Raw genomic sequence first — 17,836 nt, 5'->3', positions numbered from 1 at the left:
CAGCGGCGCCGGGCGTCCCGCCCACTTCCCCCCTAGCAATGCGGGCGCACACCGGTGCCGCCCGCTCGGACCCGCTACAGGGCCGCCTGCATCGCGTATCTGGCCCTCAGTTCCTCGGCCACCTTCTGCGAGGCCGGCTTCCGGCCGGGTCTGCGGCGGGGCTCGGGTGACATCCGATCCGTGGGGCGGGGCGTCTGCTCACCGGCTCGGGCCTTGCCCGGCGGCGCGACGGGAAGCTCGGCGTCGCCCCCCGCCGGGACCGGAGACGACGGCTGCTCCTCGTCGTCAGGCGAGTCGATGCGATCAGGGCGGTCCAGCGGGCTGTCCAGACCTTCCTCGTCCACGACCGGGGTGTGCACGTCGAGCACGTCGACGTACTGCGTGGTGATGCGCTCCCACACTGCCGGCGAAGGACCCGGCCAGCTCTCCCCGGCCTTCCCGGGCTGGGCCGAGACGTCGATCAGCGCATACCGCGCCTCGATCGGCGTGAACCCTGAGCCCTTGATCAGCTCCACGCACTGGGCAGTGACTTCGGTGAGGCTGGGCCGGTCCTCCGGAGCGTGGGCGAACATGCCTGTGACCAGTGGGACGAGCACCCCCGGCAGCCCGGAGAGGTCCGGCGGGTGGGACTCGTCGGTCACCTTGGCGACGATCGCGGGCCAGCCGTTGCCCTCGTACGGGTAGCGGCCGGTCGCCGCGTACAACAGAACCGTGCCCAGGCCGTACACGTCGGCCGGAGCCTGTACCCGGGAGCGGCCGAGCGCCTGCTCGGGCGGCATGCAGCGCACCGTGCCGACGATCATGCCTTCCTGGGTGAGCGTGTTCTTGCCCGCGTCCATGAAAGCCCCGAGACCGAAGTCGATCAGGATGGGGCCGTACTCACCGAGCATGACGTTCTGCGGCTTGAGGTCGCGGTGCAGCAGGTCGACGGCGTGTACCGCCTCCAGGCCCTCGGCCAGCAGCGCGCCGAGACTGGCCACGAGCGGGACCGACAGGGTTCCGGCGCTCTCCACCTGCTCCTGAACGGTACGGCCGGGCACATACTCGACGGCCATCCATGGCCGGTCGGCGTACGGATCGGCGTCGAGGAAACGGGCCACCCGGTTGGTCCCGACGACCGTCCGGGCGATCAGCGCCTCTTTCTCGAAGCGCGCTCGGGTCGCCTGGTCGAGCCTGTCGTTCCTGATCACCTTCACGGCGACCGGGTCACCGCCCGGCGAGTAGGCCAGGTACACCTGCCCCATGCCCCCCGCGCCCAGCTCCCGCTCGACCGTGTACCGGCCGATTTGCGTGGGCACCTCAGTCATGTTTTCCGCGTCACCCTCTCGCGCCGCTCTCGTGGGGGCGCGTCACGCCTTCACAGAAGGTTCACTCTAACGCTCCGGATAGGAGACCGTCAGGGGCTTGTGCCGCTTGACATGCGCGAATACGGGGAGCGGGCCGAAACTCGACCTGCCTGCCCCGCGAGGAGGGCATTCGCGCCGAAATGCCGACGGCCCCGTCGACGGGTCACCGGCCAACGGGGCCGTCTCGCGCGGTGGGCGGCTCAGGCGCCCACGGAGCCGTCCTTCACTGCGGACACGAAGGACGACCAGTCGGTCGCGGTGAAGGTGAGGGCGGGGCCGTGAGGGTTCTTGCTGTCACGCACGGGGACAACGGCTGCGAAGTCATCAGCGATCTCGAGGCAGGCGCCACCATCCTGGTTGCTATAGCTGCTCTTGCGCCAGGTCGCGGCGCTCAGGTCGATGGATCGCACGGCAGTTCCTCCAACATGCGCAGGACGAATTTCTGAGACTCGGCTGGGGAAAGCGCCAGGTCACGCGTCGCATCGTACGCACGTTGCATGCGCTCCACCGCAACGCTTTCCTCGTGGAGTTCCCCTCCGTACCCATGTTCCGTGTACGCCACAGTACGACTGTCCGGCAGTCGAAGAAACCAGACGTCAGTACTCGACAACCCATGCAACCCGGCACTTTGCGGGAGCACTTGAAGCGTCAGGTTCGGCCGCTCTGTCATCTCGGACAGATACTCGAGCTGGTCTCGCCACTCCTCCGTGCTCCGCAATGCGGTCCGAAGAGCCGCCTCCGACAGGATCGTCCGGAACGGCGGCGCACCTTCTCCCTCCAGCAGGCCCCGCCGCCCCATCCGCGCCTCCACCTGCTGCGTCAGCCGTACCCCGCTGAATCCGCCGGACGCCAGCAGCTCCCGCGCGTACCCCGGCGTCTGCAACAGCCCCGGCAGCACGCTCACCGCGAAGTGCCACAAGCTCGTAGCCTCCGCCTCCAGCGCCATGTAGCGCTGGTACCGCTCCTTGAACTGTGACTGGTCGCTGATCGCCAGCTCCCACATGGCCAGCAGCAGCCCCGGGGTCTCGTAGTACTGGTCCAGCGCCTGCACCACCTCCGGGCCGCCGACCGTCTCGCCCTTCTCCATCTTCCCGAACAACGACCAGTCCCAGCCCAGCCGTTCGCCGAGCTGCCGCAGACTGTCGCCGCGCGCGGTACGCAGGCGCCGCAGCTCCTCCGCGAACCGTGCCCGTGGTTCCCTGCTGCGGCTTGTGACCGCCCGCCTCGTCGGCATCGCGTCCTCCGTGGAACGTGTGGAACGTGGCTCACCGGCCGGGGAAGCACCCCGCGCTCTCGGTGTGTCCCACCCCTGACCGGGCCATTCTCGTATCGAGCCCCTCACGCACCGTAATACCGGGGTGCGTGGCCAGGCAGAGGAATCCACGAAAGAACAACCGAAGGAAGAGCCCCCATGACGCCGCTCTCGCCGCAGCCGTCCCTCCCCCGCAGGACGCCCCGGGCCAACGCCTCCGTCCCCCACTCGGGCGACGTGACAACGGCCAAGATCCAGGAGGCCGTCGATGCCCGCGACGCACTCGCCACTGCGCTGAGTGGAGCCGGAATCCAGCTGCCCGCCATGGATGTACGCACCCCGTGGCGGGACGTGGAGGGCGACGGCAGCGCCCGGCCGGCCGGTTACGCACTCGTCCACCTCGGCGTCTGCTCCGCCCCCGTGGCACACGCCCTCGCCGCGGTGATCAGGAACGGAGCGACCAGGTGACCGACGACGGCGTCCCTCGCGTCGGAACAGCCGTGCGTGACGTGGGGAGCGGCCGGGTGGGCCTGGTGATGGGCCACGAGGGTCCCTACCTCCAGCTCCGCCCGCTCGGCGGTGGCCGCGAGTGGGACGCGGACCCGGCCCGCCTACGGCTGCTCGGCCCCGCCGAGTTGCTGAGCGCCCGCGTCGCCGAGGCCAACGCCCGCAGCCGTACCGGCCTCAGTGTCGGCGACATACGAGGATCCCCACAGGCCGACCGGGCTGAAGAAGACGCCCCATGATGCGGGGTGCATGCATAACCGGTGCGCGCCTACCGCGTCGCAGCACGGTCGGGAGCCGTGGCTCATCTCACCCGAGGTCGAACAGCAGATCCCCCAACACCGCCTCCTCCTCCACCCGCACCCCCGCCTCCTGCAACGCGTCCGGCAAATCCGGGTCCCACGGGGCGTCGGCCCGCACCCCCGTGAGGGGCGGGCCGGATGGCAGGTTGCACACGGCGGTGCGGTAATCCGCCGCGGTGTAGCGCCACGGGGTCCAGGGGATCCGACGCAGCAGGGCGGCGGCGATCCGTAGGCCGCCCCAGTCGAAGTCGCCGTGGTAGCGGAAGCGGCTGCCGTGCACGTGGAGATGGCCTAGGAGGACGAGGGCGGCGGCAGACGGCTGGCCCTGGAGACAGACCAGCGGCGCGCACCGCGTGCCGTACGTGTCGGCGGCCGCGGCGAGCACCGCCGGGTTCTCGCAGATCCGGACCGTCGGCGGCGCCGAGCCGGGCGGGCACCGGGTCAGTTGCCGCAGAGTGAGTACGGCCGGCTCGCCGGCGTCCGCCATCCAGTCCAGGGCGGGAGTGCCCCGCAGATTCAGGGCGAGCACGGTCGAGGACAGCTCGTCGCGCAGCAGGCCCACCGATGCCCACGCCTCGCGCCGCCCCTGCGCACCGCCTGCGTCGAGGGCCCCTGTCAGCGCCCGGATGCCGGAGAGGGTGAGGGTGCTGAGCGGAGTCCCGTCGTCCAGGGCGTGGGCACTGCCCAGGAGCCGGGAGGCGAACGCGGGGAGCGACACCGGCGGCTCCGCCGGCAGGGCCCGGATGATGGTGGTGGTCCAACCGAGCAGCTCGGCGGCGGCGGTGGGGGTGCCCGCGAGGCGCCGTACCAGCCCGTCGTTGCGGAGCCGTTCGGCCCAGCCCCGGAGTGCGGGGACCTCGTCCGCCAGGGCTTCGAGCGGGGCGTACGCCTGCGCCCAGGCCCGCTGCTCCTCGGCGCGCGCCTGGCCGAGGAGGGTGACCGGGCCGGTGAGCGCCACCACGGCGGCGGCCAGTCCCTCCGGGCTGATGCCGGAGCGGCGCAGCAGGTCGTCCACCGTGTCGAGGCGCACGGACAAGGACCGCCCACCACCCGGAGCTCGCCCCAACAGCCTTTCCGCCGCCATCCGCTGGTCCGCCGTGGGCGAGCTCAGCGATACCGGTCCGGTGAGTGGCTGCCCGCGCTCCAGGCGTCGGCGCGCACGGTCGACCAGCCAGGCAAGTCCGGGTGCGCCGAGGAGTCTGCGAAGCCGTACGTCGTCGACCGTCACCGTCACGGCCGCCGTCACGGGGCTCGCGGGGGTCAGTTCCACAGGGGCTCCGACGCGTCGGCCGCCTCGGCACGGGGTGCGGGAACCGCGTGCTCCCGCCCCACCGGATCCGCACCGCGCCACCTCCGTGTGCCGTCCCACTCCCACCGGGTGACGAGCACCGCCGCAACCTCGTCGATCCGCGACAGCTGGGCGATGGCGATGCCGGGCACCTGCGGGTAACAGGCCCACTCGCGCTCGCTCGTCATCACGACGTCGAGGTCGAAGGCGTGCAGCAGGCCCAGGCACTTGGCGCGGGAGTCGTCGTCCACTCCGGCGAACGCCTCGTCGAGGGTGACCAGGCGTGGTGCGTAAGGGCTGCCCGCACTCGCGTAGTGGGAGGACGCGGCGGCGAACAGCGGCACCGACACGGCGAGCGCCCGCTCGCCTCCGGAGGCGGGTCCTGTGGCCGGGATCCAGCGGCCCTGCTGGTGCCGCTCGACGCCGAACTCGTGCCAGGTCCGGTAGTCGAGTGCGGCGGTGAGGTGGTCCAGCCAGCTACCCGAGGCGTCGTCGGTGTGCTGGCGGGCGATCTGCTCCGAGAGAAACTCACCCACGGCCGCGCGGTCCTCGGCGGTCCAGACGTCGGCCGACCGGCGCAGCCGCTCCCTGGCCGGGGCGAGCCCGGCGGGGGCCTTGCGGGATGCGCGCCACACCAGCCTCAGCCGCATGCCGGTGGAGGTCGGCCGCTCCTCCAGTTCGACGTTCATGTCCCGCACCTGCCGCTCGGCCGCGCCGATCAGCTCCTGGAGCGTCCCCGCGACCTCCGTGACCAGGTGGGTCTCCAGGATCTCCCGTTCCCGTGCGGACAGGATGCGGGCCAGTTCGCCGACCTCGACAGCCAGTGCCGCGGCCAGGTCCGGTACGGCGTGTTCGCGGCCCTGGTAGGTGATGTCGACGACCATGCCGTCCTCCACCATCCGGGCGGACGCCCGGTGACCGTGCCGGGACAAGGTGTCCTGGAGGGTCTTGAACTCCTCGCTGAGCCGGCGTTGCACCCGTTCCCAGGCGCTGTCGGAGTCGTCGGTGGAGGCCAGTGCCGCGTCGATGGCGCGGGCCAGCGCGATGGCGGGGGTGGCGGCCCATGCGCCGTCGTCCACGGCGGGCACCTCGATGTCGGGCACCGCCACGGCCATCAGCCCGGTAGCGGTGAACCGCTGGAGTGCGGCAATCGCCTCCGTACGCGCCTCGGCCGCCTCCCGGAGCCCTTCATGCAACTGCTCGATACGGCCTTCGGCTTTGCCCGCCGCCCGGTCGGCCTCGGCATGGCGCCGGCGGGCGGCCTGCTGCTCGCTCTCGCACGTGCGCGACGCCTCCGCGGTCTGCGCCAGCAGGCGCTGGAGTTCATCAACGGCGGCGCCGACCGTGGAACGCAAGGTAGTGAAGCGTTCGTCGGCCGCTGCCGCCTCTTGCTCCGCCTCCTTCGCGCGCTCCGTGAGTTCTGCGGCGCGCTCGGCGGCCTGCCCGGCCTCGGTACGCTCGTCCGCGACCTGGCCGCCGGCCTCGCCGCGTTCCCGCAGGGCGGGCCAGAGGGCGGCCAGCACCTCGGCGAGGGCGCCGAGTGCCTCACGTACCGCAGTCAGACCTTCCTCGTCGGCGGGCATCCTCAGGTCCTCGGCGGTCCGGGCGAGCCCCGCCGCGGCCGACTCGCTCCGCTCGGCCGCCTCCAGAAGGGCGGCGGCCCGCTCCTCGCGCCGTTCACCGGTCCGTCGCAGGGAGTCTGCGGCGGCGGCCGCCCGCGCGTGCGCGCGGGTGAGGGCGGTCTCGTCGGGTACGTCCGCCACCTCCGCGTCCAGCACCCTGCGGCGAGCGGCCACCGTGGCGGCCAGTTCCGCGAGGGTCTCCAGTTCGCCCTGGATGACGCCGAGTTCGGCCTCGATGACGCCGATACGGGTCCGCCGTGCAGCTTCCCGCGCGCCCTCACCGATGTACTCGGCGGCGGCTTTGGCCCACCGGCCGGTCAGCGCACCGACCCGGAAGCGCCCGTCGACCGCGGCCCAGCTTGCGGCTTCGTTCTCCGGCCCGGCGCCCCCCTGCCCGGCGCCCACCGCACCGGCTTCCCGCCCTGTGCCGATCGAGGCGAGCAGCCGGGCCACGGTCTCTTCGCCCACGGCCGCGGCCCCGGAGTCCCCGTGGTCCACGGCCGGACGCAGCAGGTGCGCGAGCGACGCGCCCGGTAGCGGAGCTCCGGCCGGAGCGAGCAGCACCTCGTGGCTGTCGGCGGTGAGAACCGTGCCGTTGGGCAGCACCCAGGCGTCCAGCATCCCGGACGCCTCCAAGGCGGCCTCAAGACCGGCGCGGTCCTTCTCGGAGAGCCCGTGCTCGAAGTCCACCAGCCGCCAAAGGGGGGCGCCCGTCAGTCGCTCGCGCAGACCGGGGGTGCGGGTGCGCGGCGGCTGCGGCGGACGTCGCCCGCCGGCCACCAGCGCGGTCAGTTCCTGTCGCAGCCCGTCGGCCTGCCCGGTGAGTTCGGCCCGGCGCCGGTCGGCGGCGGCAGCCTGCTCGGCCAGCCGCGCGGATGTCGCGCTGTGGGCGCGCGCGGCCTCGGCCCGCGCCGGGTACGGGCCGTGGAGACGGCCCACCCATTCCTGGAGTTCGTCCAGCAGGCCGGGTTCATCCGCATAGGCGAGTTCGGTCCAGCCACGGGCGCGGGTGCGGACCTCGTCCAGCAGCGCCCGTCCGGCGCGCACCACGTCCTCCTCGGCCAGGCCGAGCTCCGCCGCAGCCGTGGAATGGTCGGCATCGGCTTCGTCCAGCCGGACGGCCAGCGAGCGCCGCTCCTGCGAGGCGCGCGCTGCGGTCCGGGCGAGACCCGTCACATGGGTGAGCGCACGCCGGCCCCGCTCCACGGACTCGTCGACGGCGCTTCGCAGTTCACTCGGGGCGAGTCCGTCGTCGGACAGGCCGTCACCTGGCAGGACGACCCGGGCGGCGTCCGCGGCCTTGGCCGCCTGCCGGTAGGTGTCCTGCGCGTGCCGGTCAGCGGCCCGTAGCCGGTTCTCGGCGGCGCCGAGGCGCTCCAGGCCCTTGTGGTGCAGCCGCGCCGCCTGGTCCCGGTCGCTGTCCGCCCGCTCGGCCGCACGCGCCGTGCGCTCCACCTCGTAGTGCGCCTGCTCCAGATTTCTGGCGCTGCGCATCTCGGGGCTCTCCCGCAGGGCCGCGTCCTGGGCGCGAAGCCGGTTCTGCTGCTCCTCCAGCCTCGCGATGAGGTCGGCTGCCGCCTGCCGCTCCTCCTCGGCCCCGGCCTGCTGGGCCTGCGCCTCGGCGAGGTCCCGTTGGCGTTGCTCGTAGCGGGAGTGCTCGGCGCGTGGCAGCCGGGCGCGGCGGCGGGTGGCGACGCGTGCGTAGCGCCGGTAGTGCTCCAGGAAGCCGGCGGCGGCGCGTTCCGCCGCGGAGGCGGCCGCCAGTTCGGTCTTCTCCTCGTCGAGTGAGCGGAACGCCTCGGCCACGTCGGCGATCACGGCCTGGTCCACCGGTGGCAGGGCCTCGGTGAGTGCGCGGGAAAGGGCCGCCTCGTTGGGGCGCTTGGACAGCTGGGGCTGGCGCAGCTGGATCAGCAGGTCGACCAGGGCGCCGTACCGCTGCTCGCCGAGCCCGAAGAGGGCCTCGTCCACAGCTCTGCGGTAGGTCTTGGCCTGGTCGTACACCATGCCGTGGCCGGCGACGGCTTCGACGAGGCGGTCCCTGGTCAGGGCTGTGCCGGTGGCGTCGACCAGGCTGAGGAACCCCTCCACGGGTGCACCGGTTCCGTGCTGGACGCGCCGGTCGGTGACCGCGTACCAGTGCCGGGCGATCCCGCGTCCGCTCACCGCTTTCAGTCCGCACAGCAGGGTTCGGAAGTGGCTCTCCCCGGTGCTCGCGTCGAGTCTGCCGAACTCGATCCAGGTGTAGCCGAGGCGCTCGGTGTGCGGGTGTTCACCGCCGAGGAGGAGGTTCCATTCCATCCGCTTTCCGGGGTCACCGTCCGGTTCCACCCGTCGCGGGCTCAGGTCGCCGTCGAGCAGGAAGGGCAGGGTGAGCGCGAGCACCTTGGACTTGCCGGTGCCGTTGTTACCGCGCAGCAGCAGTCGTCCGTCACGGAAGTGGAATTCCTCCACGTCGTAGTGGAAGAGGTCGACGAGCCCGATCCGCAGGGGCTGCCAGCGGGTACGGAGGGGCTCGGGAAGCGGGTTGGTCACGCCTGACCGGCCTTTCGCTGTGCCGGCATGCGTGTGCTGCCGGGTGTGCCTGGTTCGAGTACGACGGGTTCGCCGACCGCGTAGCGGGCGAGCGCGGGGCGGGGTTCGGCCCCGTCGGCGGTCCGGGAGACCAGGCCGAGGGCGGCGAGCCGGGCGACGGCCTGCTCGACGAGCTCGGCCTCCGCGCCCGGCTCCCGCGCGGCCTTCGACCAGAACGTGCCGTGCACGAGGGCGAGTTCCCGCACCCGCTGGGTGAGCTGGTGGGTGGTGACCGGCCGGTCCGCCCGCGCCAGGTACTCGGCGAGCAGCAGGGTGATGTGGCCGTGGGTGCCCTGCTCGGGCATCCGTACGTCGGTGAGGTCGTCCTCGGGGTCGACCATGGCGATGCCTTCGGCCCGGATCTCTGGTACCAGGCCGGTCAGTTCGGCCACCCGGGCCGTGAGGAACCCCCGCTGCCTGGTGAGATAGCTGAGTTCGGTGTCGCTCAGCTCGTCGTAGTAGAGCACCGGGTCGTCCAGAAGTCTGCGGGTGAGTGCGTGCCGCATCGCGCGGAAGCGGAGCTCCTCGCTGTCGAGGGCGGTTTCGGCGACGAGCTGCGCCATTCGGTCGGCGGTGGCCTCTGCCTGCACGGTGGAGGGCCCACGACGGGTCGCGAGCAGCCCCGCCAGTACCCGGCGTTCGACGTCGTAGAGCACGTCGCCCGCCCCGTTCACGTACGCGTCCTCGTCTCCGGCGACCCGGCGCAGCACGCCGAGGTCGAGCAGGAGCCGTACGACGGCCGCGAGGTCGAGGCGCTCGTCCCGGCGGTCGAGGGTGAAGTGGATGCCCGCCGCGACCAGCCCGGGATCGGTGGCGTCGAGGACGACCTGGTCGGCGAGACGGCCGAGAGCGATCTGGGACTCGCCGCGCTCCAGGGCTGCCAGGGCCAGACAGAGCAGGACGTAGCGGCGACGGGTGAAGGGGGCTGCGGCGCGGGTCACCTCGCGTGCGGGGTGTGTGGAGTCGTGGAGCACGCCGGGGATCTTGCGCAGCCGGGCGGTTTCGGCGTCCACGTGGAGCGGCCAGCCGGTGTTGCGGTCGAACCACTCGCGGAGTTCGGAGGCGTGCCGTCGCACGAGCCGGAACTCATCCGCGTGCTTGCCATGGGCCAGGAGCAGTGGCTGTTTCAGCAGGGCGCGGGCGGCCTTGCGGAGCTCGGCGGCGCGCTGCCCGTCGAGCACTTCGGCCGGTGGCGTGGTCATCGTGCGCTTCCTCCGTACACCGGCCCGTCGCCGTCGGTCAGGTCGATGATTTCGATGAGGTGGTCAGGCCCGCGGAACGTTCCCGACGGCGTACGGATCTCCGCCGCCGGTCCCTCGGCCAGAGCGCTGAGCCTGATCTCCATGGAGCCGTCGTTGCTGGTGGCCACGGTCTGCCGCATACCGGGCCGCCAGGTGGCCATTGCGTCACCGAGCAGTTGGAGGAAGAGCCCGAAGGACACCGGGTCGAGCTCACCGAGTTCGGACAGCCTGACCGCGCCGTCGGTGACGAGGTGGTCCCGGGCGGCGGCGATCTCGGCCACCTGTTTGGCCGCCACCTCGGCGAGGTGGCGACGTCGCTCCTGGCGGTCCTCGACCTTGCGGGGCTTGCCGCGACGCTCGTAACTTCCGGTGCGGCGCAGCTGGGGGCTGATCCGCAGCGGCTCCGCGGCGGACCAGGCAGTGGCTGCGGGCACCGGTGCGGCCAGGCGGGCGGCCAGCGTGTCCGCGTCGGCCGTGAGGTGCCGGGCGGGGTGGAGCCCGAAGGCCGCCCGCCACAGCTGGTGCCGCGAGGCGTCGTCGGGGGCCTCGGCGAACCAGCGGGCGAGTGTGCGGAAGTCGGCGGAACGGTCCGACCGGCCGGCTCGGCGTTCCCCCAGCACACGGACGACGGCCAGCATCTGCGGAATCGCGCCCAGCGCACGGCCACGCAGCAGTCTGGCCTGCGACTCGCGGCCGTTGCGGCTGAGGAACCACACCGCGAGCCCGTCCCAGCGTCCGGCCCAGTGAGCGTATGCCTGCTGTGCGGCGGGCTCCGCGTCCTCGGGTGCGGCGTCGGCCGCCTCCCGACCGGCGGCGGCCCTGAGCAGGACCTCGATCCTGCCCGAGTCCTCCAGCTCCAGGATGAGCTGGGCGATGCGCCCGCCCAGGGTGATCAGGTCCTGGATGAAGCGCTCCAGGTACTGGATGAGGCGGTCCTTGTACGCGAGGAAGACCGCTTCCTCCACCTCGTGCAGGTCGATGGTGCGCTGCAACGAGCTCATGAACGCGCGCGCGTTGTCGGCGAGCGCGGCGAACCGGCTCGCCAGCGCGTCGAACGCGAGGTACGTCTTGCCGGGGTCCGGCTGCTCGTCGGCGGTGAGCACGAGAAGGGCTCGCAGCTGCGTGACGATGTCGTGCAGAGCGATGGCCTGGAGGGCGCCCCGCCGCCCGAGCGCCTCGTCATAGGCGGCAAGGGCTTCCTCGGCCGCCTCCCCGGCCCGGGTCAGCTGGTAGATGAAGCGTTTGCGGTAGAAGTCCTCGACGGCGCTGACCCGTCCGGTGTCGGGGTCGGCCCGCAGGTTCCCCCACTCGACCAGCTTGTCCAGTGCCTTGACGACCCCGTCGAGCTCAGCCGGCCGCACCTCCCCGGGCAGTGCGGCGTACACGTCCTCGGGGCGCAGATGCACGGCGAAGTGTTCCTTGGCCATGACGAACGCCCGCATCACCTGACGGTAGAGGGCGGTGTTCTGCACGGTGAGGTGGGCGAAGGGGCTGAACCCGTCCGGCCCGGAGCCTGGAGCGGTGGTGCTGGTCATCGCCCGCCATTGTGCCGTGGCGGCGGTGCTCCCGGACAGGAACCAGAGCAGTTGTCTGGTTAGTGCCACTATGTGGTGAGCCGACGGTCTTTGAATGGTGACTCCCGGCCATCGGCGACCCTTCTCGCTGTCGCTGACCTGGTGTGGCCATGGCTGTTCCGGTCCGCCTTCAACGGCGCCCGCGCGATCGTCCGAAGCCGTGTGACCGCGGACGGCGCCGAGGCGGCGGGCCTGGTGGTCTTCGCCGACGAGCCGACCGGCGCGCTCGACCGGGTCACCGGCCACGAGAGCCTCACCCTGCTGTGCGCCGGGGTGGACGGAGAGGGCCAGACCTGCGTCAGTGACCCACGAAGCGGTCGCGGCCGGTACGCGGACCGGGTGCGCTGCTCACCGAAAGCTCGGCAGTGGACGAGCTCGACCGGACTGCTGCTGCCGGAGGCGGCGCACGGCTGAGCCGGGCGAGTGAGTCATTGGCCAATTCCCTCGCTTCGCCCCCTTCCGGCGCAACGGCCGGATCCACCGGCCCCTCCGGCACGATCGGGCCGTCGTTGACCTCCCGCCGGAACGGGAGCAGATCCGCCGGCTCCGCGGTCAGCGCTTGGCTATCGAGGAGATGATGCGGGGATGGCGTTGTCGATGAGGACGGCGGCAATGGCGGCGGCGGTCGGGAAGGAGTCGCTGTTCAGGACTCGGGTGCGGGCCGAGGCGCCGTCGATGAGCAGCGCCAGTTGTTCGCCGAGTTGTTCGGGGTCGGCGGCGCCTGCTTCGCGGGCGGTTTCGGTGAGCCGCGCGGCGATGGCGGCCTTGTAGTCGCGTGCGTACTGCGATGCGGGGTGTTGGGGGTCGTGGAGTTCGACGGCCGCCGCGATGTAGGGGCACAGGGGCGTGGACGCGGGTATCTCGAAGGCGGCGAGGAGTCGTTCGCGGGGCGTGAGATCGGTGCGGTCGAACACTCCGGGCATGACTTCGGGATCGAATCGGCGCAGGTATTCGGCGACGAGTTCGTCCTTGCTGGTGAAGTGCTGATAGGCCGTGCGCTTGGACACCTGGGCCACGGCGCAGAGCTGGTCCATGCCGGTGCGGTTGATGCCCTGATCGCGGAACAGCTGCTGTGACGCGCCGAGGATGCGCTCGCGTGCACCCCTGCCGCGGCGCCGGCCCAGAGGGCCCTTCTCCAACTCCGTCATGCCTCCACCCTAGACCGTTCGGTACAGATCGGTCTACATAGCCCGCGCCGGGTCGGCCGTCCGCCGCCATGAGCAAACAGCGCAGCGTACGTGCGCCTGAACCGTGCACCCACCGCGATGGCGGACAGTTCCGCAAGGCGAGAGCGGCCCAGATGACCGTCGGCGCCCCAGGCGTGGCGCACCGCTCGCCCCACGACAGCTTCGGTACCGATCGGTATACGTAGCTTGCGCCCCGACCGGCCGCCGAGTACGTTAAATACACAACTTGGTGTACCTAAGAATCGGACCGTTCCGGACACCCATCAATTCAACGGAGTGATCGTGGGAAAGCTCGAAGGCAAGGTCGCGGTGATCACCGGCGGATCCACCGGCATGGCACTGGCCGGCGCCAAACTGTTCGTAGAGGAAGGAGCGCACGTCTTCATCCAGGCCCGGCGGCAGGAAGCACTGGACGAGGCCGTCCAACTGATCGGCCGCAACGTCACCGCCGTCCAGGGTGACGCGGCCGACCTCGACGACCTGGACCGCCTGTACGACACCGTCAAGCGGGAAAAGGGCTCGATCGACGTGCTGTGGGCCAGCGCCGGGATGGGCGAACCTGCCGTCCTCGGCGAGATCACCGAGGAACAGTTCCACCGCGCATTCTCGCTGAACGCGCGCGGCACCCTGTTCACCGTGCAGAAGGCACTGCCGCTGATCAACGACAACGGCTCGATCCTCATGACCGGATCCAACGCCTCCCTCGGTGCCTTCCCCGGCTGGAGCCTCTACGCGGGAAGCAAAGCCGTCCAGCAGGCCTGGGCCCGCGTCTGGCTCAACGAACTGCGCGACCGCAGGATCCGGGTCAACGTCCTGACCCCCGGCCAGGTCTCCACCGCCAAACAGGAAGAACTGTTCGACGAGGCGACCAAGGCCGCATTCGAGTCCCTCATCCCCCGCGGCAAGATGGGCCGCCCCGAGGAAATCGCCGCCGTCGCCCTGTTTCTCGCCTCCGACGACTCCAGCTACGTCAACGGCCTGGAACTGGTCGCCGACGGCGGCACCACCGCCATCTGACCAGGTTCACGCAGTCCGGCCCACCGGCGCAGGACAAGCCGGAGGTGCGAGACAGAGCGACACCACAAGTACAGGAAGAGAGCACACATCATGAGCAGCATCACTCTCATCGGTACGGGGAACATGGCCCGGACCATCGCCACGCTCGCGGTGGCGGGCGGCAATACCGTCGAGGTCATGGGCCGTGATCAGTCCAAGGCCGATGCCCTGGCCAAGGCCCTGGGCGGCGGCGCGACGACAGGCAAGTGGGGCGGCGTCCCGGCCGGGGACCTCGTCATCACGGCCCTGTTGTACGACAGCGTCGTCCCGGTCGTCACCGCGTACGGAGACGCTCTGGAAGGCAAGGTCATCGTCGACATCAGCAACCCCTTCAACTCCACGTTCGACGGACTGGCCCACAGCGAGGAGACCTCGATCGCGCAGGAAGTCGCCAAGGTGGCCCCGGCCGGCACCGCCGTGGTGAAGGCGTTCAACACCATCTTCCGTAACGTCCTGGAGAAGGGCAGCCCCAACGTCTTCATGGCCGGCGACGATGCGCAGGCCAAGGCGGGCGTGGCGGCATTCATCGAGAGCCTCGGGCTGCGCCCACTGGACGTCGGCGCCCTGAATATGGCGCACTGGCTGGAAGGAATGGGCCTGGTCACAGTGGCCCTCGCCGGCAACGGGGTCGGCCACTGGGACTTCGCCCTCGGCGTCAAGGAATTCGCCGGCTGAGCCCCGGGGCCGAGCAGTCGGCGAGGAGTTCGGCGCCGTCGTGGTCTCCGTCGACTACCGGCTCGCGCCCGAGGCCACCGGCACCGTCCCGGTCGACGACTGCTACCGGGGACTGCTCTGGATCGCCGCCCACACCGCCGAGTTGGGCATCGATCCCGACCGGATCATCGTCGCGGGTGCCAGCGCGGGCGGCGGCCTCGCCGCCGGCGTCACCCTGCTGGCCCGAGACCTCGGCACCCCGGCGATCGCCGCCCAGGTCCTGATCGGCCCCATGCTTGACCACCGCAACACCACCGCATCCAGCCTCCAGTACTCGAACGCGCCCGGTGTCCGGACCCGCGAGATGAACGGATTCGGATGGCGCTGCCTCCTCGGCGACCTCACCGATGACGAGGTACCCGCATATGTCTCACCCGCCCTGGCCGACGATCTCGCGGGCCTGCCGACCACCTACATCGACACCGGCTCCGCCGAGGTCTTCCGCGACGAGGACACGGACTACGCCACTCGCATCCGGGCTGCCGGCGGCCAGGCCGAACTCCACGTCCGGGCAGGCGGCTTCCACGGATTCGATGCCCTGTATCCGCAGGCACACATCTCGGCCGCGGCCCGGCGAACCCGAACCGAATGGCTCGCCCGAGTCCTGCGGGGTCAATAACGGATTCGGGATGGTCCGAGAGACCGGGCCGGCCACCGCCTCCCCTTTCAGGGCAACCGCGTCAAGACGAACCCGGACGAACCCGGAATGCACCTGCCTCGGAATCAGTCGAGCAGCGCCGTTGCTTCGACCTCGACGAGCACATCGGACTCGAAGAGGACATCGACCCCGATCAGGGACGCCGGCGGCATAGGAAGCCGGAGCCCGATCTCATCGGCAACGGATTCCACGCCGGTCATGAAGTCACCGATCTTCTCCGGGCTCCACCGGGTTACATAGAACGTCAGGCGCAGCACGTCCGCGAATGACGCGCCCGCGGCCGCCAGCCCGACGGACGTGTTGCGCAGCGCCTGGGCGACCTGCCCGGCCAGATCGCCGGGAGCGACCGGAGTCCCGTCGGCCTGGCGTGCGATCTGCCCGCTGACGTGGACGTGCTTCGTCCCTGTGCCCACAGCGACGTGGTGGTACGGGGCCGGCTGGAGCATGCCTTCCGGCGTGAAGTGCTGAACAGTCATGGCTGCTTCTCCTCAACTAGGTATCCGTAAGCTACCTAGTAGAAAAAGGACACTTCAACGAGACCAGGTTTCGCCATGGATACCGACGACGAACTCCGCATCGACGCCCCGCACCGCGAACTGCTCGACCAGGTCCTCGACAAATGGTCGCTCAGCGTCCTCAACGAGCTCTGCGAGCGCCCGTGCCGCTTCAACGAACTACGCCGGGCCATCCCCCAGGTCACGCAGAAGTCGCTGACCGCGACACTTCGGCGACTCGAACGAAACGGTGTGATCGAGCGCGAGGTCCTCTCCACCCGCCCAGTGGCGGTCAGGTACCGGATCACGCCACTCGGCAAGTCTCTTCGGCCTCCCATCGACGTGCTGCTGGCGTGGGCTTCGGCGAACCTGCCCGCCATCGCACGCGCACGCGCAGCCTTCGACGCAACGGAAGACGGAGCAGGACTCTGACTCCGGGGCGCCGGCGGAGTAGATCCAGGCCACCCTCCGCCCCGCCCCGCTTCCACCATCCGCGCCTTGCCGTCGTTCGGGACTCCCTCAGCGGCCTCTGCCGGCCGCCTGGACCAGGGCAGCGGGAGATGCCCGCCCAGTGCTCGTGTCCCGCCGATTCGCGAGCAGGCAGGCGGGCAGTTGCTCTCGTATGCGAGGGGCTGAGCGCGCCTGCTGTCCTGAAAGGGCGCAAGGTGGAACTGGTGAGAGATTCGCCGCGCGGTGCCCACGGTCAGGGGTGGAGCGTGCGTATGGGAACGTTTGGGAGGTGACGATGCCGAGAGACTCGTCCGGGCTGACTAAGTTGCTCGCCGCAGCGGAGGACGCAGCGCCGGGGGCGTCTCTCGCTGTGGTGGCACGCAATCTGCGCGACCGGTTCTACGCGCGGGCGGTGTCGTTCCTGTTCGTCGATGTCGTCGGCCAGCAGGTGGTACGGGTCAGCGACGAGACCGCTTCGCAGTCCGACCGCCACGCCGGTCGTATCCAACTGGCCGGCAGCGTGTACGACCGAGTGCTGCAGGCCCAGGAACTGGTGCAGGTCCCTGACACCGGTCACCGAAAGCGGGTACTTGCCCCGGTGAGTAATCGCGGCGACACCATCGGGGTGCTGGAGCTGTCCCTGCCGCACGTCAGCGAGGAGATCCTGGAAGAGGTCCGCGAGGCCGCTCACGCGCTGGCGTACATCATCGTCACCGACCGCCGCTTCACCGACCTCTACCGCTTGGGCCAGCGCGCCACCCCGCTCAGCCTGGCCGCCGAAATCCAGCGACAGCTCCTGCCCGACGCACCATCCTGCGAAGCCGCACAGTTCACGCTCGCCGCGTCCCTCGTACCCGCCGAATCCGCCGCCGGGGACACCTACGACTACACCCTCGACCACGACACCCTGCACCTGTCGATCACCGACGCCATGGGCCACGACGTCAACGCAGCACTCATGGCCACCCTCCTGGTCAACGCCTCACGCGGCGCCCGCCGAGACGGCGCCGACCTGGCAGAGCAGGCCCGCCGGATCGACCAGGCCCTCCTCCGGCACGGCAACCACACTCTCGCCACCGGCCAGCTCCTGCGCGTCGCCCTGGACGGAACCGGCGCACAGCTCGTCAATGCCGGACACCCCCCACCCCTGCTCCTGCGCGGCGGCGCAGTGAAAGAGGTGCGCCTGGACGTCGACCTGCTCTTCGGCGCACCCGGCGGCACCACCTACCGCATCCAGGACCTCGACCTGCACCCCGGCGACCGTCTCCTGCTCTACACCGACGGCATGCAGGAGCGACAGGCCGACTCCGTCGATCTGTCCCGCCTGATCCTTGACACCGCCTGCGAACACCCCCGCGAGGTCGTGCGCGTCCTGGCAACAGCGGTCACCGACGCCTTCGACGGCCGCCTGGCCGACGACGCCACCGTGCTGTGCCTCGACTGGCACGGCCCCCACCACGACGACCGCCACGCCCACCCGGAACCGACCGGACAGGCTCTGCCACATGCCGCGCAGGAGAAGAAGGGCGGCGTATGGCAGTGAATATGCGAGCAAGCCCTTGAGGTCGAGCCCG

Annotated in this window: 16 protein-coding genes and 1 pseudogene; 8 read left to right on the top strand and 9 right to left on the bottom strand. The window is 70.9% G+C overall.

Going from position 1 to position 17,836, the window contains the following annotated elements; all coding sequences use genetic code 11:
* Positions 1-74 precede the first annotated feature (74 nt).
* The 3 genes from ACIBJG_RS00665 to ACIBJG_RS00655 all read right to left on the bottom strand — a co-directional run bounded on the left by ACIBJG_RS00665 (position 75) and on the right by ACIBJG_RS00655 (position 2,580).
* Positions 75-1,307, bottom strand: coding sequence for a protein kinase (locus tag ACIBJG_RS00665; RefSeq protein WP_399302436.1), 1,233 nt, complete (start codon positions 1,305-1,307; stop codon positions 75-77).
* A gap of 239 nt (positions 1,308-1,546) precedes the next feature.
* Positions 1,547-1,756, bottom strand: coding sequence for a DUF397 domain-containing protein (locus ACIBJG_RS00660; RefSeq protein ID WP_399302434.1), 210 nt, complete (start codon positions 1,754-1,756; stop codon positions 1,547-1,549).
* Positions 1,738-2,580 (bottom strand): helix-turn-helix domain-containing protein, encoded by an 843-nt coding sequence (locus tag ACIBJG_RS00655; protein ID WP_399302432.1) that lies wholly within the window; start codon positions 2,578-2,580, stop codon positions 1,738-1,740. Before ACIBJG_RS00655 ends, ACIBJG_RS00660 begins: the two co-directional genes overlap by 19 nt.
* A gap of 177 nt (positions 2,581-2,757) precedes the next feature.
* On the opposite strand from ACIBJG_RS00655, the gene ACIBJG_RS00650 reads away from it, so the two are divergent.
* Together ACIBJG_RS00650 and ACIBJG_RS00645 are read left to right on the top strand one after the other, a co-directional pair.
* Positions 2,758-3,066 carry a hypothetical protein gene (locus tag ACIBJG_RS00650; protein WP_399302430.1) on the top strand — a complete coding sequence of 103 codons (309 nt, stop codon included), beginning with the start codon at positions 2,758-2,760 and terminating at the stop codon, positions 3,064-3,066.
* 68 nt (positions 3,067-3,134) lie between these two features.
* The gene (locus tag ACIBJG_RS00645; RefSeq protein WP_399303260.1) at positions 3,135-3,344 is read left to right on the top strand and encodes a hypothetical protein; all 210 of its coding nucleotides are present in this window, start codon (positions 3,135-3,137) and stop codon (positions 3,342-3,344) included.
* Positions 3,345-3,411: 67 nt separating this feature from the next.
* Here the strand turns inward: ACIBJG_RS00645 and ACIBJG_RS00640 are convergent, their stop codons facing one another.
* Genes ACIBJG_RS00640 through ACIBJG_RS00625 form a run of 4 tightly spaced genes read right to left on the bottom strand, consistent with a single transcriptional unit; the run spans position 3,412 to position 11,664 of the window.
* Positions 3,412-4,674: a TIGR02679 family protein gene (locus ACIBJG_RS00640; protein WP_399302428.1), complete on the bottom strand. Its 1,263-nt coding sequence runs from the start codon at positions 4,672-4,674 to the stop codon at positions 3,412-3,414.
* Positions 4,665-8,849, bottom strand: coding sequence for a TIGR02680 family protein (locus ACIBJG_RS00635; protein ID WP_399302426.1), 4,185 nt, complete (start codon positions 8,847-8,849; stop codon positions 4,665-4,667). Before ACIBJG_RS00635 ends, ACIBJG_RS00640 begins: the two co-directional genes overlap by 10 nt.
* Positions 8,846-10,090 (bottom strand): TIGR02678 family protein, encoded by a 1,245-nt coding sequence (locus ACIBJG_RS00630; RefSeq protein WP_399302424.1) that lies wholly within the window; start codon positions 10,088-10,090, stop codon positions 8,846-8,848. The genes ACIBJG_RS00635 and ACIBJG_RS00630 overlap by 4 nt, the downstream gene beginning before the upstream one ends.
* Positions 10,087-11,664 (bottom strand): TIGR02677 family protein, encoded by a 1,578-nt coding sequence (locus ACIBJG_RS00625; RefSeq protein ID WP_399302422.1) that lies wholly within the window; start codon positions 11,662-11,664, stop codon positions 10,087-10,089. Before ACIBJG_RS00625 ends, ACIBJG_RS00630 begins: the two co-directional genes overlap by 4 nt.
* A 201-nt stretch (positions 11,665-11,865) precedes the next feature.
* Between ACIBJG_RS00625 and ACIBJG_RS00620 the strand changes: the two genes are divergently transcribed.
* On the top strand, positions 11,866-12,117 hold the full coding sequence (locus tag ACIBJG_RS00620) for a hypothetical protein (protein ID WP_399302420.1): 252 nt from the start codon (positions 11,866-11,868) through the stop codon (positions 12,115-12,117).
* Between the two features lie 149 nt (positions 12,118-12,266).
* Here the strand turns inward: ACIBJG_RS00620 and ACIBJG_RS00615 are convergent, their stop codons facing one another.
* Entirely contained in the window at positions 12,267-12,851 is a 585-nt protein-coding gene (locus ACIBJG_RS00615; RefSeq protein ID WP_399302418.1) for a TetR/AcrR family transcriptional regulator, read from the bottom strand.
* A 321-nt stretch (positions 12,852-13,172) separates the two neighbouring features.
* On the opposite strand from ACIBJG_RS00615, the gene ACIBJG_RS00610 reads away from it, so the two are divergent.
* The 3 genes and pseudogenes from ACIBJG_RS00610 to ACIBJG_RS00600 form a co-directional block, all read left to right on the top strand.
* Positions 13,173-13,907, top strand: coding sequence for an SDR family NAD(P)-dependent oxidoreductase (locus tag ACIBJG_RS00610; protein ID WP_399302416.1), 735 nt, complete (start codon positions 13,173-13,175; stop codon positions 13,905-13,907).
* A gap of 90 nt (positions 13,908-13,997) precedes the next feature.
* A complete protein-coding gene (locus ACIBJG_RS00605) occupies positions 13,998-14,621 on the top strand; it encodes an NADPH-dependent F420 reductase (protein WP_399302413.1) in 624 nt (207 codons plus the stop codon).
* A 22-nt stretch (positions 14,622-14,643) separates the two neighbouring features.
* A pseudogene (locus tag ACIBJG_RS00600) lies at positions 14,644-15,279 on the top strand (alpha/beta hydrolase fold domain-containing protein); the annotation flags it as partial.
* A gap of 104 nt (positions 15,280-15,383) precedes the next feature.
* On the opposite strand, the gene ACIBJG_RS00595 reads toward ACIBJG_RS00600, so the two are convergent.
* Positions 15,384-15,794: a RidA family protein gene (locus ACIBJG_RS00595; protein WP_399302411.1), complete on the bottom strand. Its 411-nt coding sequence runs from the start codon at positions 15,792-15,794 to the stop codon at positions 15,384-15,386.
* Between the two features lie 75 nt (positions 15,795-15,869).
* Between ACIBJG_RS00595 and ACIBJG_RS00590 the strand changes: the two genes are divergently transcribed.
* The gene (locus tag ACIBJG_RS00590) at positions 15,870-16,244 is read left to right on the top strand and encodes a winged helix-turn-helix transcriptional regulator (protein WP_399302409.1); all 375 of its coding nucleotides are present in this window, start codon (positions 15,870-15,872) and stop codon (positions 16,242-16,244) included.
* Between the two features lie 313 nt (positions 16,245-16,557).
* Complete coding sequence (locus ACIBJG_RS00585; protein WP_399303258.1) at positions 16,558-17,805, top strand: PP2C family protein-serine/threonine phosphatase; 1,248 nt, start codon at positions 16,558-16,560, stop codon at positions 17,803-17,805.
* Positions 17,806-17,836: the final 31 nt, after the last annotated feature.

Origin of the sequence: Streptomyces sp. NPDC050422, from assembly GCF_044458665.1 — a bacterium.
GTDB lineage: Bacteria > Actinomycetota > Actinomycetes > Streptomycetales > Streptomycetaceae > Streptomyces.
This window is presented reverse-complemented; position numbering and strand designations above follow the sequence as displayed.

What these genes read in the sequence shown, in the direction of transcription:
- ACIBJG_RS00630 (WP_399302424.1), bottom strand. Translation starts at nt 10,090, where the DNA reads ATGACCACGCCACCGGCCGAAGTGCTCGACGGGCAGCGCGCCGCCGAG.
- ACIBJG_RS00590 (WP_399302409.1), top strand. Translation starts at nt 15,870, where the DNA reads ATGGATACCGACGACGAACTCCGCATCGACGCCCCGCACCGCGAACTG.
- ACIBJG_RS00585 (WP_399303258.1), top strand. Translation starts at nt 16,558, where the DNA reads ATGCCGAGAGACTCGTCCGGGCTGACTAAGTTGCTCGCCGCAGCGGAG.
- ACIBJG_RS00615 (WP_399302418.1), bottom strand. Translation starts at nt 12,851, where the DNA reads ATGACGGAGTTGGAGAAGGGCCCTCTGGGCCGGCGCCGCGGCAGGGGT.
- ACIBJG_RS00665 (WP_399302436.1), bottom strand. Translation starts at nt 1,307, where the DNA reads ATGACTGAGGTGCCCACGCAAATCGGCCGGTACACGGTCGAGCGGGAG.
- ACIBJG_RS00655 (WP_399302432.1), bottom strand. Translation starts at nt 2,580, where the DNA reads ATGCCGACGAGGCGGGCGGTCACAAGCCGCAGCAGGGAACCACGGGCA.
- ACIBJG_RS00645 (WP_399303260.1), top strand. Translation starts at nt 3,135, where the DNA reads ATGGGCCACGAGGGTCCCTACCTCCAGCTCCGCCCGCTCGGCGGTGGC.
- ACIBJG_RS00650 (WP_399302430.1), top strand. Translation starts at nt 2,758, where the DNA reads ATGACGCCGCTCTCGCCGCAGCCGTCCCTCCCCCGCAGGACGCCCCGG.
- ACIBJG_RS00605 (WP_399302413.1), top strand. Translation starts at nt 13,998, where the DNA reads ATGAGCAGCATCACTCTCATCGGTACGGGGAACATGGCCCGGACCATC.
- ACIBJG_RS00595 (WP_399302411.1), bottom strand. Translation starts at nt 15,794, where the DNA reads ATGACTGTTCAGCACTTCACGCCGGAAGGCATGCTCCAGCCGGCCCCG.
- ACIBJG_RS00625 (WP_399302422.1), bottom strand. Translation starts at nt 11,664, where the DNA reads ATGACCAGCACCACCGCTCCAGGCTCCGGGCCGGACGGGTTCAGCCCC.